The sequence below is a fragment of the Pseudomonas sp. PvP001 genome, from assembly GCF_040546375.1.
In the GTDB taxonomy this organism is placed as follows: domain Bacteria; phylum Pseudomonadota; class Gammaproteobacteria; order Pseudomonadales; family Pseudomonadaceae; genus Aquipseudomonas; species Aquipseudomonas coleopterorum.
Window position 1 is genome coordinate 3,597,501 of the sequence record NZ_JBEPNQ010000001.1, and the last position, 22,465, is coordinate 3,619,965.

Here is a 22,465-nt window from a genome sequence, read left to right on the forward strand (position 1 = left end):
GTACTTCTGGTTATTGCGATGGAGGGACGGAGAAGGCTAGGCCAGCTTGGCGTTGGTTGTCCAAGTTTAAGGTGGTAGGCTGGGATCTTAGGTAAATCCGGGATTTCAAGGCCGAGAGCTGATGACGAGTTGTCTTTTAGACGACGAAGTGGTTGATGCCATGCTTCCAAGAAAAGCTTCTAAGCTTCAGGTAACCAGGAACCGTACCCCAAACCGACACAGGTGGTTGGGTAGAGAATACCAAGGCGCTTGAGAGAACTCGGGTGAAGGAACTAGGCAAAATGGCACCGTAACTTCGGGAGAAGGTGCGCCGGTGAGGGTGAAGGACTTGCTCCGTAAGCTCATGCCGGTCGAAGATACCAGGCCGCTGCGACTGTTTATTAAAAACACAGCACTCTGCAAACACGAAAGTGGACGTATAGGGTGTGACGCCTGCCCGGTGCCGGAAGGTTAATTGATGGGGTTAGCGCAAGCGAAGCTCTTGATCGAAGCCCCGGTAAACGGCGGCCGTAACTATAACGGTCCTAAGGTAGCGAAATTCCTTGTCGGGTAAGTTCCGACCTGCACGAATGGCGTAACGATGGCGGCGCTGTCTCCACCCGAGACTCAGTGAAATTGAAATCGCTGTGAAGATGCAGTGTATCCGCGGCTAGACGGAAAGACCCCGTGAACCTTTACTATAGCTTTGCACTGGACTTTGAATTTGCTTGTGTAGGATAGGTGGGAGGCTTTGAAGCGTGGACGCCAGTCTGCGTGGAGCCATCCTTGAAATACCACCCTGGCAACTTTGAGGTTCTAACTCAGGTCCGTCATCCGGATCGAGGACAGTGTATGGTGGGTAGTTTGACTGGGGCGGTCTCCTCCTAAAGAGTAACGGAGGAGTACGAAGGTGCGCTCAGACCGGTCGGAAATCGGTCGTAGAGTATAAAGGCAAAAGCGCGCTTGACTGCGAGACAGACACGTCGAGCAGGTACGAAAGTAGGTCTTAGTGATCCGGTGGTTCTGTATGGAAGGGCCATCGCTCAACGGATAAAAGGTACTCCGGGGATAACAGGCTGATACCGCCCAAGAGTTCATATCGACGGCGGTGTTTGGCACCTCGATGTCGGCTCATCACATCCTGGGGCTGAAGCCGGTCCCAAGGGTATGGCTGTTCGCCATTTAAAGTGGTACGCGAGCTGGGTTTAGAACGTCGTGAGACAGTTCGGTCCCTATCTGCCGTGGACGTTTGAGATTTGAGAGGGGCTGCTCCTAGTACGAGAGGACCGGAGTGGACGAACCTCTGGTGTTCCGGTTGTCACGCCAGTGGCATTGCCGGGTAGCTATGTTCGGAAAAGATAACCGCTGAAAGCATCTAAGCGGGAAACTTGCCTCAAGATGAGATCTCACTGGAACCTTGAGTTCCCTGAAGGGCCGTCGAAGACTACGACGTTGATAGGTGGGGTGTGTAAGCGCTGTGAGGCGTTGAGCTAACCCATACTAATTGCCCGTGAGGCTTGACCATATAACACCCAAGCAATTTGCGTCGAAGACCAGATTGCGGTGACTGTGGAGATGACACGAACCGAAAGTTCGCAGCAAGACAACCCACAAATATCACATACCCGATTCGCTGGATTGCCTCCCAAAGGGCATCCCGGCTACAGAATTTCTTGACGACCATAGAGCATTGGAACCACCTGATCCCATCCCGAACTCAGCAGTGAAACGATGCATCGCCGATGGTAGTGTGGGGTTTCCCCATGTGAGAGTAGGTCATCGTCAAGATTCAATTCCGAAACCCCTATCTGCGCAAGCAGGTAGGGGTTTTGTCTTTGTACGGCTTTTTTTGCGCACATGTCACAAAGCTCGCACCTAACCGTGGCAATGCTTCATGGCATGAGCAATGCCGTTCCAGTACTGCTCTGTCAGTGTCATGAAGTCATAGAATCCATCCGCCAACGCCCCGAATTCATCGTCGTTGCGACATTCGAGGGTGGCGGTGTGGATGGCCTGGATCTTGTGCTCCTTTTCGGCCTGGCTGATATGGACGTAAAAGTATTCGCAGTGCTCATGAAACTCCTCATTGGAAGCATAGAGGTGCTGGTAGTGCCGTACGCCTTCATACAGGCGCGTGAGCATGGAGAACGCAACCCATTCCTGGGCCAATAGCGTGCCCAGGATCCGCTGACAGCCACCATCCTCCGGACCGCGGGTATACAGGGCTTGCTGCTCTTCGACGAACTGCCGAGTACTTGGAAGGATCAGATCGTCGCTTAGTTGTGTCACTGGTTTGTAGGCAACCGCTACTCTGCTGAGAAGGTCAGTCAGAAAATTCTCAAGTAAATGAATGTGCGCTTTCTGTGGGTGGCCATAACCATATTCCGCGTACAGATTCTTGGCGATTTCGACACGGGCGCAAAGGTTGTCGGTGTGCAGCAAGGACAATGCGAGCATTGTCGAAGTCTGCGAAGTTCTTACCAAATAATTCTTTGCAAATAGAGCCAGTTCATCAAAAGGTAGTGGGGCTGTCAGCCAGCGTTCGTAGAAAGCGTTATTCAGAGCGCCGTGCTGATGCACAGAGGTGGCGAGCTTGGTGATTTCTTCATAATAACCGGACATGCGCAGCTCCTTGTTTGTAACTTGGTGCTTCGAAGTTGTCGTTTGGTTTTTGGTGTTGGCTAGGCAGTAGCAGTAGAATCCATGGGCTAGGAGACTCACACAACCAAAAATAAATGAATCAGTGATTCACTAGGGGTGTATATGGATATTTCGCAATTGAGGATGCTCACCGCTATCTATAAAGCGGGAAGCATCGTCAAGGCCGCCAAATCGGTGCATTGCGTACCCTCGAACGTGACAGCGCGCATGAAGGCCCTGGAGGCCGAACTCGGATGCTGTCTATTGAATAGACGAGACAAAGGCGTCGAATTAAGCGCCGCTGGAAAGCATCTGCTGACCCATGCAGAAAAGGTGCTGGAGGCATTTTCCGAAGCGCAGGCCTGTTTCGATGACACCCAAAAGCTCAGCGGTACGCTCAAAGTGGGGGGGATCGATTCTTTTGTCAGTACCCGATTGGCCGCCATAGTTGCGGCGTTCACGCGTGAGTATCCCCAGGTGGTATTGGAGATCACTACGGGTACAGGGCCGGAACTTGTAGAAAGCGTTATAGAAGGAAGGCTGGATATTGCCGTGGTTGCGTTTGCTCCGGTCAATCCGAAGCTCACTGGTCATAAGATCGCAGGCGAGCGGCCGGTGTTGGTTCATCCGCAGGCGTGGTTGCAGCAGGGCCCCTTGGATCTGAACAACCGAAAGCTTCTGGCATGGCCTGAAGGGTGCCCTTTCCAGGCGGTGGCACTGACCTGGTGCAAGGCGTCGTTGCAGGGCGTGGAGACGGTAGTGTGTGGGAGTTGGGGTGGCATCATGGCATGTGTCGAGCAGGGCATAGGTATGGCGGTAGTCCCCAGGGGTGTCTACGACAATCATCGGGCATTTCTGAATGTGATGGCGCGCGACGAGCTGGTATTCCCCAGGGTGGACTATTACCTGTTGACCCATAAACGCACCAGTGGACATCCAGTAAGAGAAGGGTTCGTGAAGCTTGTGTGCGGTGCATCCGTACACTCGATTTGAATGTACGGATGTCTTGAGATGGCTGGTCGTGCCATACGCCTCACATTACTCTCTGGGAAATTTCATGCAGGTGGATCCTCAACAGACGCAGTGAAGGATGGCTGCATCTGGATCACCACCTTCCCCTTTGCGCGACCACGCTGTACATGGGCCAGTGCGTCTGCAGTGTTCGCGAAGGGATAGACCGTGTCGATCACCGGGGTGATGACACCGCTTTCCACGAGTTGGCTGATATCTGCGAGTTGTTCGCCGTCCGCGCGCATGAATACGAAATCATAGGTACAGTCATGCTGACTGACCTGTTTGCGGATGCGGTAGCTCAACAACCGCATAAGTTGCTTCAGGGGCCAGCCAAGGCCCTGACTGGCGGCGAACGCCAGGGTCGGGGGGCCGGAGATGGAGATCAACTGGCCGCCGCGCTTCAAGACCTTCACCGACTGGCTCAATACGTCCGATCCCAGGCTGTTGAGTACGACATCGTAGTCTTGCAGCTCTCGGGCGAAATCCTGCGCTGTGTAATCGATCACCTGATCGGCACCCAAAGCCTTCAACCACTCGACATTGGCCGTGCTGGTGGTAGTGGCCACGTAGGCACCCAAGTGTTTGGCCAGCTGAATGGCGACCGTACCCACGCCACCTGAGCCTGCGTGGATCAAGACTTTCTGGCCCGGCTTGACCTTGGCGGTTTCGACCAGGACTTGCCAGGCGGTCAAAGCCACCAAGGGTAGAGACGCTGCCTGGACCATGGTCAGGTTCACTGGCTTGGCGGCTACATACGATTGCTCGATGGCAATGCGTACGGCGAAGGTGCCGATACGCGACGGGTGGGGCCGCGCATACACCTCGTCACCGGGTTTGAAGCGGGTGACGTTGGCTCCGACTTCGAGCACCACGCCCGCTACGTCATTACCCAGTGCCAGGGGTAGCGTGTACGGCAGGATCAGCTTGAATTCGCCGTTGCGAATCTTGACGTCCAGCGCATTGACGCTGGCCGCATGCACCTGCACCAGGACGTCGCCCCCTGCCAAGGTGGGTTCGGGCATTTCGGCTATCTGGCCGACGACGCCTTTACCGTAACGATCGATGATGAACGCTTTCATGACTCATTGCCCAACAGTGGCAGACGTCAGATAGCGCTCGGCCGGCGTTGCCTGACGCAGATCCGCGAGCAACAGATGGCGAGCATCGTTGAGTGCCGTCCAGCGCTCGGCCACATGCAGCGGTGGGATGGTGACGAGCTCGCGACGGTCGTAACCTGCCAGGGCGGCGTCCACCAGATCACCCACTTCCATGACTTCAGGCAAGGTCGCGATATCGATCCCGGAATGCTGCCAGATCTCGGTGCGCGTGGTTGCAGGCAGCACCGCTTGTACATAGACGCCCTTGGGGCCCAGTTCCGCTTGCAAGCCTTGGGACAGGAACAGCACGAACGCCTTGGTGGCACCGTACACGGTCATTTGCATCTCGGGAGCCAGACCCACCATTGAGCCAATGTTCACGATACTGCCATGACCCGCCTGCGCCAGACGTGGAGCGATGGCCGCTGCCAAACGTGTCACTGCAGTCACATTGAGCGCGAGCAGGCTGTCGAGGGCGCTGGCGCTTTGTTGGGTGAAGCCGCCGGCCTGACCTGCGCCGGCGTTATTGATCAGGACGCCGATGCTGGCATCTTCGGCCAGGCGCTTCTCCACTTGGGCCAGATCTTCGGCGCGGGTCAGGTCCGCTTGCATGAGGGCAATGTTCACACCGTTTTCGTCGCGCAACCTTGCGGCCAGTTTTTCCAGGCGATTGCGGTTGCGTGCGACCAGGACCAGGTCGTGCCCGCGGCGGGCGAAACGTTCGGCGTAGGTGGCGCCGATGCCGGTGGAGGCGCCGGTGATCAGTACAGTGGGGAGCGTGTTCATCGGAGGAGATTCCTGACGGATAGATGGCAGCACTACGCTGCGACGAATTTATGATGATGACCGAAATCTAAACCGTCAAGCATTTTGATGTCAGTCGACATCAATGTATACTGAGCTTTACTGTCCACCTCACAGGCATCGACATGAAAGTCAGCAAGGCACAGGCGCAGGCCAACCGTGCGCACATCGTTGAAACCGCCTCCACCCTGTTTCGCGAGCGGGGTTATGACGGCGTGAGCGTGGCTGATCTGATGGCCGCGGCCGGCTTCACTCACGGCGGTTTCTACAAGCATTTCCGCTCCAAGGCAGACCTCATGAGCGAGGCGGCGGCGTGTGGCTTCGCGCAGATGGAAGCCAGCACGGCTCAGGCCGAACGCACAGCGCTGATCGAGGGCTACCTGTCGCGCGAGCATCGGGATGCACCTGGCGAGGGCTGCACCCTGGCGGCATTGTCGGCCGATGCCGCGCGCCAGCCTGAAGAGATCAAGGCGGTGTTTGCGCAGGGGATGGAGCGGATCCTGGCCGGTGTGGCGCCTGCTTCGGTCGAGGTATACGAAGCCTCGCGGCAGACCGCCCGGGCCGAGCGAATCAATGCGCTGGCGCACCTGGTCGGCGCACTTATGCTCTCCAGAGCGTGTCCGGATGACTCTGCGCTGGCTGACGAGATTCTGGAAAGCTGCCGGACAACCGCTTTGGCACGTTTGCAGGGGTAGGAGGTGCCTTAGCGGTAAGTTCTCTGTTCCGAAGCGCACTGGGTGGCATGGGCCAGCCACCAGTGAGCCGTTGCGCCCAGTACGGTGGACAGAATAGCCAGTATCAGGATCACCTTCTGCGTACCAACGGGCGCGGCCAAGAGGGCGACGAGTAAGCCCGCCGCTGGCTGCGACAGGTTATTGAGCAGGGTGATCACTCCCACCGTCTTGCCGAAGTCCTGAGGGGGAATGACGCGCTGGCGAATGCTGCGCATGTAGACGTTGAACATCTTGTCGAAGCCCACGATCAACAAAAAACCTGATACATAGCCTGCCAGGTTCGGAGCCATTGCGCAGATGAACCCGCCTGCAGCGATCAGCACGTATGACACACCGCCCAGTACCCTCAGGGGAATGACGACCCGCGCGAGCAGCACCAGTATCGCGATGGTAGCGACGGCACCCGCCGCCTGCAGCCAGGCGTAGCTGTCCTTGTCCGCGCTGAAACTTCCGATCACCATGGCCGCCGAAGTAGCCGCCGTCACGCCGACGATCAGGTTCACCCCAACGGCCAAAGTGATGATTTTGCGCAATTGCGCTGTGGTACGGATATGCCCAATGGCCACTCGAAAAGGTTGTAGCCACGCGCCTTGCCCCTGATCGAATGGCGCGATATCTATCTGACTGAGCCGTTGCCAGATCAGCATGCTTGCATCGGCCAGCAGAAATACCCCAGCGACACACAGCACGACCCAGTGCCAGGCCCAGACTTCCAGCATCAATGCAGCGACCAACGGGCCCAGGACTAAACCGGTCTGGTCGGCGATTTGTGAGTAGGAGAGGGTCTTGGTGTAGCTGTAGTGGTGGAATACGCGTGGCATCAGTACTTCGCGAGCCATGACGCCTTGAGTTGTCAGTACGCCACACAGCGCCGACAACACCACCAGCCAGGCGATGCCACCGAACCACAGGGACAGAATAACGGCCAGCACACAAAGTAAAACCCGGTAGATCTGGCTGATATGCAGGATTCGGACGGGTGAGAAGCGGTCGCACAATACGCCACAGAAAGGGAAGGCCAAAAACCTGGGCAACGATTCAACAAAGAACGCAAGGCCGGCCCACGCTGCGCTCTGAGTCGCCTGGAAGACCACCAGCGGAACGATGAACAATAGAATCTGGTCCGCGAGGCGTGACAGGAACAATGAGACGAAGAATGCGATGTAGTCCTTTCGCATGATAGGGTCCTTTATGTTTCCAAGCAGGCTGTGAGAGGGGCGAAACACCGTCGCGCATTACACAACCGCTGACATCGGATTGATAGATACAGATAGCGTGGATAAATGGAACAGTCCCGTTGTTTGTGAACAGGCGTCAGATCTTTTCTCTACCTGCATGAGTGCCCACCATGACTGAACCGAACGCTTCCACACTCTTCATGGGCTGGGACGTCGGCGGTTGGAATTGCGACCGGAACCCGGCTAGCCGCGATGCTCTGGTCGTTCTCGATGCTGAGCGCCGGCTAGTTGGTAAACCTTGGCGGGGCAATCTGCGGCGGACGATCAATGAAGCAAGTTCCACGGAAGAGTTTGTCCATGGGCTGTTGAAGCTGTGTGCAGTAGACACTGCAGTACATCAAGCGCCCTGCCTGCTCATGGGCATCGACACTCCGCTGGGCTTCTCTCGACCTTTCATCGACCTCATCACCCGTGGCGTGGCCGTGACCACTGTTGGCGAGTCATCCAGCAACCCCTACCTGCACCGGCGTACCGAGCATTTTCTGTTCGAACGAGGGCTCTATCCGCTGTCGCCGATCAAGGACATGATCGGCAGCCAGGCAACCAAGGGCATGCATGTGCTGGGACGATTCGCGCCCGTTCAGGAAGCCTGTGGCGTATGGACGGAAGGGCGGATGCTGAGGGCGATCGAAGCCTATCCCTCGTCGTGCAAGCGGTCGGCCTGCATCGAGGCCTTGCGAGCGCCTTTCTATGTCGACGGCGGGAGTGTTCCACGAATATTTGTACCAGGGCTTGAACATGTCGATGCACAGGATGCGCTCACGTGCGCGTTGCTGGCGTGGGCCTTCGAGCATAGACCGCAGTGGCTGGCTCAGCCGATGGCGGATATCGATCCGGTGGAGGGGTGGATATTCGTGCCGGAGGATGGGTTGCGAGCGTCGGTAGGCGCGGATTCTAGCCAGTAATACCGGTAGGCATCTTTGCCTATCAGGCTGATAGGCTCTTCCAATTTAGCCACGCCGGTGGTTGCCGTTACCCTCGCGGTTTCTCCAAAACATAAGAAGCGTGAGGGATTCACTATGAAAATCAGAACCTTATCAGGGTATGCAGTCACTGCATTGGCCATCGGCATGTCTTTGTCGTCCGCATTTGCCGATACCTTGACCCGCGACAACGGCGCCGCCGTCGGTGATAACCAGAATTCACAGACCGCCGGACCCAACGGGCCGGCGTTGCTTCAGGACGTTCAGCTGTTGCAGAAACTGCAGCGCTTCGACCGCGAACGCATTCCAGAGCGCGTAGTGCATGCTCGAGGTACGGGTGTACATGGCGAGTTCGTCGCTTCCAGCAACATCAGTGAGTTGACCAAGGCCAAGGTGTTCACGCCAGGCACCCATACACCGGTGTTCGTGCGCTTCTCGTCGGTCGTCCACGGCAACCACTCGCCGGAAACCCTGCGCGACCCACGTGGTTTCGCGACCAAGTTCTATACGGCGGACGGCAACTGGGATCTGGTCGGCAATAACTTCCCGACCTTCTTCATTCGTGACGCCATCAAGTTTCCCGACATGGTGCACGCGTTCAAACCCGACCCGCGTACCAACCTCGACGACGATTCCCGTCGTTTCGACTTCTTCTCCCACGTGCCGGAAGCGACGCGTACGCTCACCCTGCTGTATTCCAACGAAGGCACGCCTGCGGGTTATCGCTTCATGGACGGCAATGGCGTGCACGCCTACAAGTTCGTCAACGCCAAAGGCGAAGTGCACTACGTGAAGTTTCACTGGAAGAGCCTGCAAGGTCTGAAGAATCTGGACCCGGAACAGGTCGTGCAAACCCAGGGCAAAGACTACGCGCACATGACCCATGACTTGGTCACCGCAATCAATAAGGGTGATTTCCCGAAGTGGGACTTGTATATCCAGGTGCTCAAACCTGAAGACCTGGCCAAGTTTGCATTCGACCCGCTCGACGCGACCAAAATCTGGCCTGACGTACCGGAGCAGAAGATCGGGCAGATGGTACTGAACAAGAATGTCGACAACTTCTTCCAGGAGACCGAACAGGTCGCCATGGCACCGTCCAACGTGGTGCCGGGGATCGAGCCGTCGGAAGACCGTCTCCTGCAAGGCCGTGTGTTCTCGTACGCTGATACCCAGATGTACCGCCTGGGCGCCAACGGCATGAGCCTGCCGATCAACCGTCCGCGCGTCGCCGTCAACAACGGCAACCAGGATGGCGCCTTGAACAGCGGACACACCACCGGGGGCGTGAACTACGAACCGAGCCGTCTTGCACCGCGCCCAAGTGACGACAGCGCGCGTTACAGCCAAACGGCTTTGAGTGGTACTACTCAGCAGGCGAAGATCCAGCGCGAGCAGAACTTCAAACAGGCGGGCGACTTGTACCGCTCCTATTCGCCCAAGGAGCAGCAGGACCTGATCAACAGCTTCGGCGGTTCCCTGGCTGACACCGATACCGAGAGCAAAAACATCATGCTGTCGTATCTGTACAAGGCCGATCCGGCCTACGGCACAGGCGTGACCAAAGTTGCCAATGGCGACTTGGAGAAGGTCAAGCAGTTGGCCGCCAAGCTTCAGGACTGATGCATCCGATCACCGGCCGTCTGACAACGGTCGGTGATCTACAGGAGCAACATCTCATGCGATATTTCATTCCCTGGATCTGCTCGGCGATGATGCTTTCAACAGCTGCCTTGGCCGATGACACACCGCCCCCCGATACCCGCCAGCAACTTCGTGAACTGTACTTCGACGCTGCACGTACGGGCAGTACCGACCGTTTGGGCGCGTTCATCGAGGCTCATTATGACTTGGACACCCGCGACGAAAGCGGCTACACCGCGCTGATTCTGGCGGCTTATCACGGCCAGACGGCGGCTGTGGAGCAGTTGCTGGCGGCCGGGGCGAATCCGTGTAGCCAGGATAAGCGTGGCAACACTGCGCTGATGGGGGCCATCTTCAAGGGTGAAGTGAGCATCGCCCATCGATTGCTCAAGGCGGACTGTGCGACGGATGAGCGAAACAACTCGGGACAGACGGCGGCGATGTATGCGGCGTTGTTTCAGCGCAAGGATATTCTCGAGGCGTTGGCGGCGAAGGGGGCGGATCTGGATGCGCGGGATGATAGGGGGAATGATGCACGGTCGTTGGGGGAGGGGCGGTTTAGTTCAGGTCCCTTGCGTTGAGTGCCCGACGACAAAGAAATGAATGGGTAAATGGGATGGAAGCGGGCAGCGAGAGGCAGGCTTTTTCGCTCTTTGGCTTTCAGCCATAGCGCGTAAAGTCGTTCCTATCCCGAGTCAAAAGCTGCATTAGCTTGGGATGAGTAAACAGCTTCTCTTTACCTACCTGCACTTCCTGCAGAATGCCGATACTCACGAGATCCTTGAGGTAGCGTGAAGCAGCCTGTCGCTGGGCAATCTGCTTGTCGATGACATTACCAATGCGGCAGTAGGGCTGTTCGAAAATCACATCGACCAATTCGCGAGAATAGATTTTTGGCAGCTGCTCTCGAACATATTGGCTGGTGTGCTCTGCCAAGCTGCGGATAGCGTTGATTTTCGCCGTGGTCCATTCGGCAGTCTCTTTGACGGCGGTAAGCATGAATGTTATCCACGGCTCCCATGCCTGGTTGCGGGTAACATCGAGCAGCAGACGATAGTAGTCCGCGCGATGGGCAATGATGTAATGGCTGAGGTAGAGAATCGGCAGATTCAACAGCCCCTCCTGGATCAGAAACAGCGTGTTGAGGACGCGCCCTGTGCGGCCGTTACCATCGGTAAAGGGATGGATCGCTTCAAACTGGTAATGCCCGACAGCCATCCGCACCAATGGGTCGAGATCGGTCTCGTAGTGCAGGAAGCGCTCCCAGTTCGCAAGCATGTCGCGTATGCGCTCTTCGCCGTCTGGCGGTGTATAGATAATTTCGCCGGTTCGATCATTTGCCAACTGCACACCGGGCACTCGCCGTATGTCCATGTCCACGCCCTTTAGCGTGCGGCATATCTCTACTGCGGTGTTAGTGGAGAGTGGGCGCTCGGCCAATGACTGATAGCCCTGATGCAGCGCTTTGCGATAACGCAGCGCTTCCTTCGTAGCAGGGTCTGCATGGTTGGCCGTGTCATGAGCATGCTGAAAGAGCAGATCCGTTGTAGTCACGATGCTTTCTATTTCCGAGCTGTCCTTGGCTTCCAGCAACGGGATGGTGTTTATCAACACGGTCTGATTGGGAATGAGCTCTGCCGCTTGCTTCAACTCGGCCAGGGAGCTACGTGCTTGAATGCAGAGTTTGAGCACCGCACGCGTTTCCAGCTCGACGGCAGGTGGTAATGCCCCAAGCTGGTTATGGGGTTTGTCGGGTAGCCAGAGCAGAGAAGAGTCGATCATAAGCGTTGTAGCCTGCGCCTATTTTTGGTGGTTCAACGTGGCGTGCACCTACACGCGCGCCGCTATTGCGGTCCGAGTGTATGCATAAGAGCGGATCATGTCGCTATTTTTGGGTTTTAGCGACACGTCCCGCAGTTATGTTGCTGTCAGCGACATGTTCCGGAAACGTGTCGCTGAAACGCGGTTTCATCGACATGATAATGCAGCATGCGTTTGATAGCGTTTTTCAGCGACATGTTGGTAGGCTGAAGGTGGTGCTGCGTAGCTACACAGCCCAAAAACACACTGTTCAGCAGGCGGGTAGCTTACATGACCACCGTGCAGAGACCTTCCACCAGCCGAAGCTGGAACGGTGCTGGCTGAAGCCGTGAGTACTGCGTTCAGTGCAGGGGTAACAGTGGCCGATGGCTTTGTGTCAGTTTTTTTTCGGTAGATTTTTTCACAAAAAAGGTCGCCCATGGGCGACCTTCGTTTTGCGGGAATCCAGCTTAAATTTCAATCCCAGCTCAACGCCCCACCTGTCTGATACTCAATCACTCGCGTCTCGAAGAAGTTCTTCTCCTTCTTCAAGTCCATGATCTCGCTCATCCATGGGAATGGGTTCGTGGTGCCTGGGTATTCTTCTTTCAAGCCGATCTGCGACAAGCGACGGTTGGCGATGAACTTGAGGTAGTCCTCCATCATTGCCGCGTTCATGCCCAGCACGCCGCGAGGCATGGTGTCGCGGGCGTATTCGATTTCCAGCTGGGTGCCTTGCAGGATCATCTGCGAAGCTTCTTCCTTGAGTTCGGCGTCCCACAGGTGTGGGTTTTCGATCTTGATCTGGTTGATCACGTCGATGCCGAAGTTCAGGTGCATGGATTCGTCGCGCAGGATGTACTGGAACTGCTCGGCGACGCCGGTCATCTTGTTGCGGCGGCCCATGGAGAGGATCTGGGTGAAGCCGCAGTAGAAGAAGATGCCTTCGAGGACGCAGTAGTAGCCGATCAGGTTGCGCAGCAGCTCTTTGTCGGTTTCGACGGTGCCGGTGTTGAATTCCGGGTCGGAGATGGCGCGGGTGTACTTGAGGCCCCAGGCGGCTTTTTTAGCGACCGATGGGATCTCGTGGTACATGTTGAAGATTTCGCCTTCGTCCATGCCCAGGGATTCGATGCAGTACTGGTAGGCGTGGGTGTGGATCGCTTCTTCGAAGGCCTGGCGCAGGATGTACTGGCGGCACTCCGGGTTGGTGATCAGGCGGTACACGGCCAGGGCCAGGTTGTTGGCGACCAGGGAGTCGGCGGTGCTGAAGAAGCCCAGGTTGCGCATGACGATGCGGCGTTCGTCGTCGGTCAGGCCTTCCGGGTTTTTCCAGAGGGCGATGTCGGCGTTCATGTTGACTTCTTGCGGCATCCAGTGGTTTGCGCAGCCGTCCAGGTACTTCTGCCAGGCCCAGTCGTACTTGAAGGGGACGAGTTGGTTGAGGTCGGCGCGGCAATTGATCATGCGCTTTTCGTCGACGGCAACGCGAGCGGCGGAGCCTTCGAGCTCGGCAAGGCCTTCGGCGATGTCGAGTTTGTTCAGGGCGGCCTTGGCGCGGGCTACGGCGGCGGAGTCGCTGGCGTGGGCGGCGCGGGCTTCCTGGGCGGCGGCACCGCCGGCGCTGTCGAGTTTGTCCATGGCAGCTTCGCTGGCGTGGCCGGCGTTTGCGCCTTTGGCGGGTTCGGCTGCGTCTTCTTTGTCGAATTCGTCCCAGCTCAGCATGGGGGAGGCTCCTGCTCGAGGCCGCTCGTGGCGGCTGATGAATTTGGAAATCTGATTGCCGGGGTTGCGTGGTGCAACCTAGCGTTACGTGCGTGTTGCGGCGCCGGGTCCAGGCTTTTTCAGCGTGGTGCCACAGCGTGGGCTATCAACGATCCGGTCGGAACGCGCTGAGGGACTCGCTTCGCGGTCGGGCTTCGGTCGATGGACTCGGGCCGGCTTCGATGTCGCGATGGGTCATGTCTCAGGTCCTTGAAGTGGGCGGCGATTATAGGGTTTTTTGCTTGCTTGTGTTCACGTGCGGACACAAAAAATCAGTAGAAACTCGTATTTCTCAGGTGTTTTGCGTCCACTGCCGGTATGTAGGCAGTAACAGCCGCAACCCCTCGAAAATCGCCTATGTGGTGGTTTTCGTAAGAAGTGGACACAGGATATAGGCTTGAGTTCGGCTTGGAAACCCGACTGGCTGTTCAGAAAATAGCCAGATTTTCCCATGGGTCGGCTCAAGTCCTTGCCCTGCCTGCCTTCCGCGAAATGCAACCCTTCAGGATTTTTTTGTGGTTCTGTGAAGGAGTCGATGAGCGGCAGAGAGGCGAGTGCGACGGTGTTTGTTCACCGCCCATTCGCCTGTTCCAGGCTTGACCGTTATTTACGGGCAGTGATCACCGCCCGCATCGGTGCGGGCAGGCCTTCGACGGTTTTGCTGTGGTCGTCCGGATCGAGGAAGTCACTCAGTGACTGGAACTTCATCCATTCGGTGCCGCGCTGCTCGGCCACGGTAGTGATGCTCACGTCCACGCACTTCACGTCGCTGAAGCCGGCGCGGCGCAGCCACAGTTCCAGGGCGGGCACGGAGGGGAGGAACCAGACGTTGCGCATCTGCGCGTAGCGGTCTTCGGGCACCAGGACCTGATGCACGTCGCCGGGGACGACCAAGGTTTCCAGGACCAGTTCGCCGCCTTTGACCAGGCAGTCCTTGAGCGCCAGCAGGTGCTCGATGGGAGAGCGGCGGTGGTAGAACACACCCATGGAAAACACCGTGTCGAAACCCTCGAGGCCGGCGGGCAGGTCTTCCAGTGCGAAGGGCAGGTGCCAGGCGGGCAGGTCGGGCAGGTAACGCTGCACCGCCTGGAACTGGCAGAAGAACAGCCAGTTGGGGTCGACGCCGATGACGCTGTCGGCACCGGCCCCGAGCATGCGCCATTGGTAGTAGCCGTTGCCGCAGCCAACGTCGAGGACCCGTTTGCCGCGCAGGTCGAGGTGGGGGGCGACGCGCTCCCATTTCCAGTCCGAGCGCCATTCGGTGTCGACATGGACGCCGAACAGGTCGAACGGGCCTTTGCGCCAGGGTGACAGGCCCATCAGGGCGGCGCGCATCTGGTCGTGGGTGGCGGCGTTGTCTGCGCAGTCCAGGCGCAAGCCGTTGACCAGGTCGATGTCGCAGGCGGTGACCGGGGGCAGGGCATCGAGGGCGCTCTGCCAGCGTTGCAGGTCGCCGTGACCTTTTTCCATCTTGGTGTCGAGCTGGGCTTGCAGGCCATTGGCCCAGTTGGCCAGTGGGGTGTTGGCCAGGCGGCGGACGAGCGGGGACAGGTCAATCATGGCAGGGCGATCATCGAGGCGAAGTTGAGGCATTGAAACCAGGGCACGACCTTGCTGAAGCCTGCGGCAAGCAGGCGATCGCGGTTTTCTTCGAGGCTGTCGGGTTTCATGACGTTTTCGATGGCGCTGCGTTTCTGCGCTATTTCCAGGTCGCTGTAGCCGTTGGCGCGTTTGAAGGCGATGTGGAGGTCGGTGAGCAGGTCGTGTTGTAGGTCGTCTTCGAAGCGCAGCTTTTCCGAGAGGATCAGTGCGCCGCCGGGGACCAGCGCCTTGTGGATGCGGGTGAGCAGTTCCAGACGCTGGGCCGGGGGGATGAACTGCAGGGTGAAGTTGAGTGCGATGACCGAGGCGGGTTTGAAGTCCAGGGCGAGGATGTCGCCCTCGATGACGGTGACCGGCAGCAGCTCCTGAAACATGGAGTTCTGCGCGTTGAGGTATTCACGACAGCGCTCGACCATGGCCTGGGAGTTGTCGATGGCGATCACCTGGCAGCCTTCGGCGCGGACGTGGCGGCGCAAGGCCTGGGTGACGGCGCCCAGCGAGCTGCCCAGGTCGTAGAGGGTGGTGTTGGGCTGGGCGAATTGCGCCGCGAGCACGCCGAGGTTTTCCACGATGGTGGGGTAACCGGGCACCGAGCGTTTGATCATGTCCGGGAACACGCGCACCACGTCTTCGTTGAAGGCGAAGTCGGGGACCTGGCTCAGGGGCTGGGCGAATAGGCGGTCGGGCTCTTTGCTCACGGGGCGATCCAGGCGGGTTGCGGGAAAACGGGGCGGCATTTTAGCGGATGTGGGGCGGGGGTGCATTTTTTGTGGGGTGCGGTGTGGTTTTTTGCGCCCTCAGGGGATCCGTAGGAGCGGTCATCGGCCGCGAAGGGATATCGCGGGGTGACAGAGGTACCGAGGTGGCTCGTTCGCGGCCGATGACCGCTCCTACGGGTTACTTGACGGTGATGTCGCAGCTGAAGGTTTCAGCGGGCGGGACTTCCGGGGCCCAGGGTGGTTGCAGCACCAGCATCAGGTGGCCGTCGCCAGGAGTGCGTGCCTGGAAGCGCCAGGTGGATTGCCCGGCGGCACCGACCACGCCGGTTTCCCGAGCGCTGCTGTAGACCTCCGGGCCCAGGCTGCGCAGGACGCTGGCACCGGGGTTCTGTACCAGCCAGCGGTAGCCGGTGCTGGGGTTGGTGGGCAATTGCAGGGTGATGGTCTGGCCGACGCTAAGGGCAACCGGGCACTGGCTCTGGTCTTCCAGTTCGATGTTATGCCGTGGCTGCTGGGCGCAGGCCGTGAGCAAGGTAAGGCTGGCGGGCAGTATCAGGCGGACGACGGACATGGTGGCTCCGAACGGACGAGAATCTGGCAAGCATAACCCAGTTCATCGAATGTGCAGGAGTCAGGCGCCCGGGCCGCGTTTGAGAAGACTGCGGTGCGTTCGGTGGGGCGGCGGTGGACCCAGACGCGGCTCGCGCCGCTGCTACAGGGGATTGTGGTGTTTGGAGGCGTAGCCACCGCGCGCGCCGCGTCAGGACGCGAGGGGTGTGGCGGATGAGGCCGTTGTAGCAGCGGCGCGAGCCGCGTCGGCGGTAGATAAAGTATGTCTGAAGGGACGCGATGCCCCCTGACGCGGCTTGCGCCGCTGCTACAGGGGGTGGATGGGTTAGAAGAGAATCTTGGCGACGTCGGCAAAACGTTTGGCGAAGTGCACGGTGATGCCCTGCTTTAGGTAATCCGGGAGCTCTTCGAAGTTGCCTCGGTTGGGCTCTGGCAGAATCAATTCCATGATCTTCTGGCGCCGTGCGGCGATGACTTTTTCGCGCACGCCGCCGATTGGCAGGACGTGCCCGGTCAAGGTCAGTTCACCGGTCATCGCTACGCCTTTCTTCGGCGCCTGATCACGGGCCAAGGACAGCAGGGCGCTGGCCATGGTCACCCCCGCGCTCGGACCGTCCTTGGGCGTGGCGCCTTCAGGCACGTGAAGATGCACGAAGGCTTCGTCGAAGAACTTGGAATCGGCGCCAAACTGCGCAAGGTTGGAGCTGATGTAGCTGTAGGCGATTTCCGCCGACTCCTTCATCACCTCGCCCAGTTGCCCGGTCAATTTGAAACCGCGGTTCAGGGTATGGATGCGCGTCGCCTCGATCGGCAAGGTCGCGCCACCCATGCTGGTCCAGGCCAACCCGGTAATCACGCCTTTGCCCGACAGCACCTGCTCGCTGCGGAATACCGGCATCCCCAAGGAGGCTTCAAGATCCTTGGGGACCAGTTTGATCGGCACATCGGGTTTGTCGATCAACTGCACCACTGCCTTGCGTACCAGTTTGCCCAGCTGTTTCTCCAGCTGGCGCACGCCGGCCTCGCGGGCATAGCCCTCGATGACGGTACGCAGGGCGCTGTCACTAATGGTCAGGCGATTCTTGTCGACACCGGCCTTGGCCAACTGCTTGGGCCACAGGTGACGCTTGGCGATCGCCATTTTCTCTTCGGTGATATAGCCGGACAGGCGGATCACTTCCATGCGGTCGAGCAGCGGGCCGGGGATGGAATCCAGCGTGTTGGCGGTGCACACGAAGAGCACCTTGGACAGGTCCAGGCGCAGATCCAGGTAGTGGTCGAGGAAGTCGACGTTCTGCTCCGGGTCCAGGGTTTCCAGCAGTGCCGACGCCGGGTCGCCCTGGAAGCTCTGGCCCATCTTGTCGATTTCGTCGAGCATGATCACCGGGTTCATCACCTCGACGTCCTTGAGCGCCTGCACCAGCTTGCCCGGCTGGGCACCGATGTAGGTGCGGCGGTGGCCCTTGATTTCGGCCTCGTCGCGCATGCCGCCGACGCTGAAGCGATAGAACGGTCGGCCCAGGGACTCGGCGATGGACTTGCCGACGCTGGTCTTGCCCACGCCCGGCGGACCGACCAGCAGCACGATGGAACCGCTGATTTCGCCTTTGTAGGCGCCCACGGCAAGGAATTCGATGATGCGCGTCTTGATGTCATCCAGACCGGCGTGGTGCTGGTCGAGCACCTTGCGTGCATGCTTGAGGTCCAGCTTGTCCTTGCCGTAGACACCCCAAGGCAGGGCTGTGGCCCAGTCCAGATAGTTGCGTGTGACGGCGTACTCGGGCGAACCGGTTTCCAGAATCGACAGTTTCTGCATTTCCTCGTCGATGCGCTTCTGCGCCGCGGGCGGCAGGGTCTTGTCCTGCAGGCGCTGCTGGAACTGCTCGACGTCGGCACTGCGATCGTCCTTGGTCAGGCCCAGCTCCTGCTGGATGACCTTGAGCTGTTCCTTGAGGAAGAACTCGCGCTGGTGCTCGCCGATCTTCTTGTTCACCTCGGCGGAGATTTCTTTCTGCAGACGCGCGACTTCGACTTCCTTGCGCAGCATCGGCAGGACTTTTTCCATGCGTCGCAGCATCGGCACGCAGTCGAGCACGCCTTGCAGCTCGTTGCCCGTGGCCGAGGTGAGCGCGGCGGCGAAGTCGGTCAGCGGCGATGGATCGTTGGGGCTGAAGCGGTTGAGGTAGTTCTTCAGCTCTTCGCTGTACAGCGGATTGAGCGGCAGCAGCTCCTTGATGGCGTTGATCAGCGCCATGCCGTAGGCCTTGACCTCGTCGGTGGGCTCGATGGGCTGCTGCGGGTATTCGACCTCCACCAGATAGGGCGGACGGTGATGCTTGAGCCAAGTGCGGATGCGTACGCGCGACAGACCTTGCGCGACGAACTGCAGCTTGCCGTTTTCGCGGCTGGCGTGGTGGATCTTCACCAGGGTGCCGTACAGCGGCAGGCTGGAGGTATCGAAATGACGGTGGTCGTCGGGCGGGGTGTCCATGAAGAACAGCGCCAGCGAGTGGTGTTCGGTGTTGGCGACCAGGTCGAGGGTTTCCGCCCACGGCTCTTCGTTGACGATGACCGGCAGCACCTGCGCGGGGAAGAACGGGCGGTTGTGGATCGGGATGACGTAGACCTTGTCCGGCAGGTTCTGCCCAGGCAGGGCCAGTTCGGTGCTGGAGTGGGTCGAGTGCTCGATGTGCTCGTTGTCCAGATGTTCGGAGGGATTCTCGTTGGATTCCTGCTGGTCGCTCATGGGGCACCTGCGTCAATGACTATGCTGCTTAGATGGGGCGGGGAGCGACTGGTTTCAATGGCGGCACTGAAGCTTTGCGGCAGGCGGCCGATAAGGGTTGTAACCGGGCTTGTAACCGGCGCAGGCCGAACGCGACGGCAGGCAACATTTCCATTCGTCAGGTAGATTTCATGCTCAGGTTAGGCGCCTTGCTCAGCGGTTTGGTCTTCAGTACCTGGGTCGGCGCTGCCTCGTTCGAGGCACGGATCGTTCAGGCCGATGGCGCACCCCTGGCCGACGCGGTGCTCAGCCTGTCCGGTGGCCCGGCTGCCGCAGGCTCCAGAAAGGCCACGGCGATCATGGACCAGCGTGCGCAGAAGTATCTGCCGCACGTGTTGGCGGTGGCCACGGGCACGTCGGTGTCATTCCCCAACAACGACAACATCCGCCATCAGGTGTATTCCTTTTCACCGGCCAAGCGCTTCGAATTGCGTCTGTACGAAGGCACGCCAAGCCAGCCGGAGCTGTTCGACAAGCCGGGCGTCGTGGTGCTGGGTTGCAACATTCACGACTGGATGCTGGGCTATATCTACGTGACCGAGGATCCCTGGTTCGCCGTCAGTGACGAACAAGGGCGCGTGCGTTTCGATCAATTGCCTGCGGGCCACTACCAAGTGAGTCTGTGGCATCCGCGCAGCGCAGACGCGCAAGTGCAGCAGACAGGAAAACTGGACATGACGACGACGGACATGACGCAGCGCTACACCCTGACGGTCGAAGCGACAGCGGACGACGCGGTGCAGGAACCGGCAACCAGCCCATTCAGTGAGGCATTCAAAAAGGCTGCCGGTGAAGCTGCGCAATAGTTTCCAGGCGCGCATCGCCTGCGTCCTGATCCTGCTGCTGTTGGTAGTGGTCGGGGCGTTGACCGTGGCTGTCAAAGTGGCCACCAATGACGCCGTGCGTGCCCAGGCCCGGGAGCAACTGCAAGTGGGTACGCGGGTGTTCGAGCGTTTGCTGGACATGCGCGGGCGTCGTTTGCGCGACGGCGTGCAATTGCTGGCGGCGGACTTCGGTTTCCGGGATGCGGTGTCCAGCGGCGATTCGGCCACCATCCGTTCGGCCCTGCAGAACCAGGGTGCACGTATCGGTGCCACCGACATGTTCGTGCTGGGCATGGACGGCCGGGTCCTGGCCAGTACGGTCGATCAGGTCCCTACCGGCAGCGTGTTTCGCTACGACACGGCGCTGCGCGAACTGCGCCGCAGCAATCAATCGGTACTGTTCGTGCCGTTGCAGGGGTTGCCGCATCTGCTGGTCGAGGCGCCGGTGCTGGCGCCGTTGCCGATCGCGCGCGTGGTGATGGGCTTCAGCATGGACGTGGCCCTTGCCCGAGAGCTGAATTCCCTGACCAATCTGCAGGTGTCTTTCCTCAGCAGCGAGGCGGGCAGTGCCGGCGAGCTGGTCAGCACCCAGCCGGCAGAGCTGGCCGCCAGCATCGCCCAGTGGATGCAGATCAATGAATCGGCGGCGCAACGCATTTCGCTGTCCGAACACGAGGAACGTACCTACCTGAGCCAGCCGTTGCTGCTGGCCAGCAGCGGCGGTGCCGAGGGCGGGCGGGTGATGGCGCTGCTGCAGAGTCCGCTGGACGAAGCCATGCGCCCGTTCATGGCGCTGGACCGTAATATCTTCGGCATTGCCCTGGCGGCATTGCTGGCCTCGCTGGTGGGCGCGCTGTTGCTGGCACGCAGTGTCTCGCTGCCGCTGCAAAGCCTGGCACGGGCGGCGGGGCGCATCGGCCATGGTGACTACCAGACCGACGTGCCGCTGGATCGCACCGACGAACTGGGCGTGCTGGCCCAGGCCATCGGTCGCATGCAGGCCGGGATTGCCGAGCGCGAGCAGCGACTGGCGCACAACGCCCTGCACGACGCCCTGACCGGACTGCCCAACCGCGCCCTGGCCATGGAGCGGCTGGGCAGCGCGATTGCCGCCGACCGCCCGATCGCGCTGCTGTCCATCGGTATCGATAACCTGCGTGAGCTCAGCGAAAGCGGCGGCCCGACCTTCGTCGACAAGTTGCTGCAGCAAGTCGCGCAGACTCTGCTGGAGCTGGTGCGGCCCGGCGACACGGTGGCGCACCTGGCCACCGACGAATTTTTGCTGCTGCTGGAAAACGTCGACAGCGACAGCGCCGTGGCGGTGGCCGACAAACTGCAACAGGTGTTGTTGCAGCCCCACCGTTTCGGCGGGCACGACGTGGCGATCGACTGCCGCATCGGCATCGCCGCCTTTCCCGCCGACGGCTTGAGTGCCGAAGAATTGCTCGCGCGCTCGGCCATTGCCATGCGCGACGCCGCCGACATGCCCGGGCGTCTGCAGGTGTATCAGCACGGCCGGGATCTGGCGCACCAGCGCCAGGTGCGCCTGATCCGCGACCTGCGCCGCGCGGCGGCGAACAACGAGTTGTCCTTGCACTACCAGCCCAAGCTGGACCTGCGCGACAAGCAGGTCCGTCAGGCCGAAGCCTTGCTGCGCTGGCAACATCCGCAACTGGGCAACGTCTCGCCCGGTGAGTTCATCGAACTGGCCGAGCGCACCGGCAGTATCCAGACCCTGACCCGTTGGGTCATCGAGGAAGGCATTCGGCAGTTGAGCGAGTGGAATGCGCGCGGCCTGGTCGTGCAGCTGTCGCTGAACATTTCCGCGGACGACCTGCTCGGAGCCGATCTGCACGAGCGTGTCCTGCGCCTGCTCGACTTGTACGGCATAGCGGCCGAGCAGTTGATCTTCGAGATCACTGAAAGCGCAATCATGCGTGAGCCGGAAAAAGCCTTGAAGGTACTCAACAGTCTGCGCGACAGCGGTATCAGCCTGTCTGTCGACGACTTCGGCACCGGCTATTCGTCATTGGCCCACCTCAAGCGCTTGCCGGTGCAGGAGCTGAAGATCGACCAGTCGTTCGTGCGTAACCTGGATGAGACCAGCGAGGATGCGGTGATCGTGCGTTCCACCATCGAGATGAGCCATAACCTGGGCCTCAAGGTCGTGGCCGAGGGCGTGGAATACGAACACAGCCTGCGTCTGCTGGAGCGCTGGAACTGCGATACCGCCCAAGGCTATCTGATTAGCCGACCTTTGACGGCGGCTGCCTTCGAAGCCTGGATGCAGCCTCCTTTGCCCACCTCGACTGCCGTTGTTCACTGAGG

The 22,465-nt window shown here is 59.5% G+C and carries 17 protein-coding genes and 2 rRNA genes (1 of these 19 running past the window's edge); 9 read left to right on the forward strand and 10 right to left on the reverse strand.

Translation table 11 applies throughout. The features are described 5' to 3' along the window. A 23S ribosomal RNA gene (locus tag ABMD26_RS16475) occupies positions 1–1,504 on the forward strand (it extends 1,390 nt beyond the left edge of the window). Positions 1,505–1,651: 147 nt separating this feature from the next. Further along, positions 1,652–1,767, forward strand: a 5S ribosomal RNA gene (gene rrf / locus ABMD26_RS16480). Positions 1,768–1,854: 87 nt separating this feature from the next. On the opposite strand, the gene ABMD26_RS16485 is transcribed toward rrf, so the two are convergent. Further along, positions 1,855–2,601: an iron-containing redox enzyme family protein gene (locus ABMD26_RS16485; RefSeq protein ID WP_122743790.1), complete on the reverse strand. Its 747-nt coding sequence runs from the start codon at positions 2,599–2,601 to the stop codon at positions 1,855–1,857. A 141-nt stretch (positions 2,602–2,742) separates the two neighbouring features. Between ABMD26_RS16485 and ABMD26_RS16490 the strand changes: the two genes are divergently transcribed. After that, complete coding sequence (locus ABMD26_RS16490; RefSeq protein WP_354310728.1) at positions 2,743–3,612, forward strand: LysR family transcriptional regulator; 870 nt, start codon at positions 2,743–2,745, stop codon at positions 3,610–3,612. 62 nt (positions 3,613–3,674) lie between these two features. Here ABMD26_RS16490 and ABMD26_RS16495 read toward each other — a convergent pair whose 3' ends face one another. Together ABMD26_RS16495 and ABMD26_RS16500 are read right to left on the reverse strand one after the other, a co-directional pair. Further along, positions 3,675–4,712, reverse strand: a complete 1,038-nt coding sequence (locus tag ABMD26_RS16495; RefSeq protein WP_354310731.1) for an NADP-dependent oxidoreductase — start codon at positions 4,710–4,712, stop codon at positions 3,675–3,677. 3 nt (positions 4,713–4,715) lie between these two features. Beyond that, a complete protein-coding gene (locus ABMD26_RS16500) occupies positions 4,716–5,516 on the reverse strand; it encodes an SDR family NAD(P)-dependent oxidoreductase (RefSeq protein ID WP_354310733.1) in 801 nt (266 codons plus the stop codon). Between the two features lie 143 nt (positions 5,517–5,659). Here ABMD26_RS16500 and ABMD26_RS16505 point away from each other — a divergent pair, with 143 nt between their 5' ends. Then, positions 5,660–6,229, forward strand: coding sequence for a TetR/AcrR family transcriptional regulator (locus ABMD26_RS16505; RefSeq protein ID WP_354310735.1), 570 nt, complete (start codon positions 5,660–5,662; stop codon positions 6,227–6,229). A gap of 8 nt (positions 6,230–6,237) precedes the next feature. Here the strand turns inward: ABMD26_RS16505 and ABMD26_RS16510 are convergent, their stop codons facing one another. Further along, the gene (locus tag ABMD26_RS16510) at positions 6,238–7,446 is read right to left on the reverse strand and encodes an MFS transporter (protein WP_354310737.1); all 1,209 of its coding nucleotides are present in this window, start codon (positions 7,444–7,446) and stop codon (positions 6,238–6,240) included. A 170-nt stretch (positions 7,447–7,616) separates the two neighbouring features. On the opposite strand from ABMD26_RS16510, the gene ABMD26_RS16515 reads away from it, so the two are divergent. The 3 genes from ABMD26_RS16515 (at position 7,617) to ABMD26_RS16525 (ending at position 10,654) form a co-directional block, all read left to right on the forward strand. After that, positions 7,617–8,411 (forward strand): hypothetical protein, encoded by a 795-nt coding sequence (locus tag ABMD26_RS16515; RefSeq protein ID WP_354310739.1) that lies wholly within the window; start codon positions 7,617–7,619, stop codon positions 8,409–8,411. 165 nt (positions 8,412–8,576) lie between these two features. Next, entirely contained in the window at positions 8,577–10,052 is a 1,476-nt protein-coding gene (gene katB / locus ABMD26_RS16520) for a catalase KatB (protein WP_414704864.1), read from the forward strand. Between the two features lie 56 nt (positions 10,053–10,108). Beyond that, positions 10,109–10,654, forward strand: a complete 546-nt coding sequence (locus ABMD26_RS16525; protein WP_192069003.1) for an ankyrin repeat domain-containing protein — start codon at positions 10,109–10,111, stop codon at positions 10,652–10,654. Between the two features lie 79 nt (positions 10,655–10,733). On the opposite strand, the gene fic is transcribed toward ABMD26_RS16525, so the two are convergent. From fic to lon, 6 genes are all read right to left on the reverse strand, one after another. After that, the gene (gene fic, locus ABMD26_RS16530) at positions 10,734–11,855 is read right to left on the reverse strand and encodes a protein adenylyltransferase Fic (RefSeq protein WP_354310742.1); all 1,122 of its coding nucleotides are present in this window, start codon (positions 11,853–11,855) and stop codon (positions 10,734–10,736) included. Between the two features lie 495 nt (positions 11,856–12,350). Beyond that, positions 12,351–13,598 carry a ribonucleotide-diphosphate reductase subunit beta gene (locus ABMD26_RS16535; protein ID WP_043184931.1) on the reverse strand — a complete coding sequence of 416 codons (1,248 nt, stop codon included), beginning with the start codon at positions 13,596–13,598 and terminating at the stop codon, positions 12,351–12,353. A 642-nt stretch (positions 13,599–14,240) separates the two neighbouring features. After that, positions 14,241–15,197 carry a tRNA 5-methoxyuridine(34)/uridine 5-oxyacetic acid(34) synthase CmoB gene (gene cmoB, locus ABMD26_RS16540; protein WP_286917568.1) on the reverse strand — a complete coding sequence of 319 codons (957 nt, stop codon included), beginning with the start codon at positions 15,195–15,197 and terminating at the stop codon, positions 14,241–14,243. Continuing rightward, entirely contained in the window at positions 15,194–15,976 is a 783-nt protein-coding gene (cmoA, locus tag ABMD26_RS16545) for a carboxy-S-adenosyl-L-methionine synthase CmoA (RefSeq protein WP_502948320.1), read from the reverse strand. The genes cmoB and cmoA overlap by 4 nt, the downstream gene beginning before the upstream one ends. A 160-nt stretch (positions 15,977–16,136) precedes the next feature. Continuing rightward, a complete protein-coding gene (locus tag ABMD26_RS16550) occupies positions 16,137–16,529 on the reverse strand; it encodes a protease inhibitor I42 family protein (protein WP_354310747.1) in 393 nt (130 codons plus the stop codon). A gap of 324 nt (positions 16,530–16,853) precedes the next feature. Beyond that, positions 16,854–19,274, reverse strand: coding sequence for an endopeptidase La (gene lon, locus ABMD26_RS16555; RefSeq protein ID WP_090359881.1), 2,421 nt, complete (start codon positions 19,272–19,274; stop codon positions 16,854–16,856). 170 nt (positions 19,275–19,444) lie between these two features. Between lon and ABMD26_RS16560 the strand changes: the two genes are divergently transcribed. Together ABMD26_RS16560 and ABMD26_RS16565 are read left to right on the forward strand one after the other, a co-directional pair. Further along, complete coding sequence (locus tag ABMD26_RS16560; RefSeq protein ID WP_122743779.1) at positions 19,445–20,119, forward strand: methylamine utilization protein; 675 nt, start codon at positions 19,445–19,447, stop codon at positions 20,117–20,119. Next, a complete protein-coding gene (locus ABMD26_RS16565; RefSeq protein ID WP_354310750.1) occupies positions 20,103–22,463 on the forward strand; it encodes a putative bifunctional diguanylate cyclase/phosphodiesterase in 2,361 nt (786 codons plus the stop codon). The genes ABMD26_RS16560 and ABMD26_RS16565 overlap by 17 nt, the downstream gene beginning before the upstream one ends. The last annotated feature ends 2 nt before the right edge of the window (positions 22,464–22,465 follow it).

Coding starts and splice junctions, on each gene's coding strand:
- ABMD26_RS16485 (WP_122743790.1), bottom strand. CDS start 2,601: ATGTCCGGTTATTATGAAGAAATCACCAAGCTCGCCACCTCTGTGCAT.
- ABMD26_RS16490 (WP_354310728.1), top strand. CDS start 2,743: ATGGATATTTCGCAATTGAGGATGCTCACCGCTATCTATAAAGCGGGA.
- ABMD26_RS16495 (WP_354310731.1), bottom strand. CDS start 4,712: ATGAAAGCGTTCATCATCGATCGTTACGGTAAAGGCGTCGTCGGCCAG.
- ABMD26_RS16500 (WP_354310733.1), bottom strand. CDS start 5,516: ATGAACACGCTCCCCACTGTACTGATCACCGGCGCCTCCACCGGCATC.
- ABMD26_RS16505 (WP_354310735.1), top strand. CDS start 5,660: ATGAAAGTCAGCAAGGCACAGGCGCAGGCCAACCGTGCGCACATCGTT.
- ABMD26_RS16510 (WP_354310737.1), bottom strand. CDS start 7,446: ATGCGAAAGGACTACATCGCATTCTTCGTCTCATTGTTCCTGTCACGC.
- ABMD26_RS16515 (WP_354310739.1), top strand. CDS start 7,617: ATGACTGAACCGAACGCTTCCACACTCTTCATGGGCTGGGACGTCGGC.
- katB (WP_414704864.1), top strand. CDS start 8,577: ATGTCTTTGTCGTCCGCATTTGCCGATACCTTGACCCGCGACAACGGC.
- ABMD26_RS16525 (WP_192069003.1), top strand. CDS start 10,109: ATGCGATATTTCATTCCCTGGATCTGCTCGGCGATGATGCTTTCAACA.
- fic (WP_354310742.1), bottom strand. CDS start 11,855: ATGATCGACTCTTCTCTGCTCTGGCTACCCGACAAACCCCATAACCAG.
- ABMD26_RS16535 (WP_043184931.1), bottom strand. CDS start 13,598: ATGCTGAGCTGGGACGAATTCGACAAAGAAGACGCAGCCGAACCCGCC.
- cmoB (WP_286917568.1), bottom strand. CDS start 15,197: ATGATTGACCTGTCCCCGCTCGTCCGCCGCCTGGCCAACACCCCACTG.
- cmoA (WP_502948320.1), bottom strand. CDS start 15,976: ATGCCGCCCCGTTTTCCCGCAACCCGCCTGGATCGCCCCGTGAGCAAA.
- ABMD26_RS16550 (WP_354310747.1), bottom strand. CDS start 16,529: ATGTCCGTCGTCCGCCTGATACTGCCCGCCAGCCTTACCTTGCTCACG.
- lon (WP_090359881.1), bottom strand. CDS start 19,274: ATGAGCGACCAGCAGGAATCCAACGAGAATCCCTCCGAACATCTGGAC.
- ABMD26_RS16560 (WP_122743779.1), top strand. CDS start 19,445: ATGCTCAGGTTAGGCGCCTTGCTCAGCGGTTTGGTCTTCAGTACCTGG.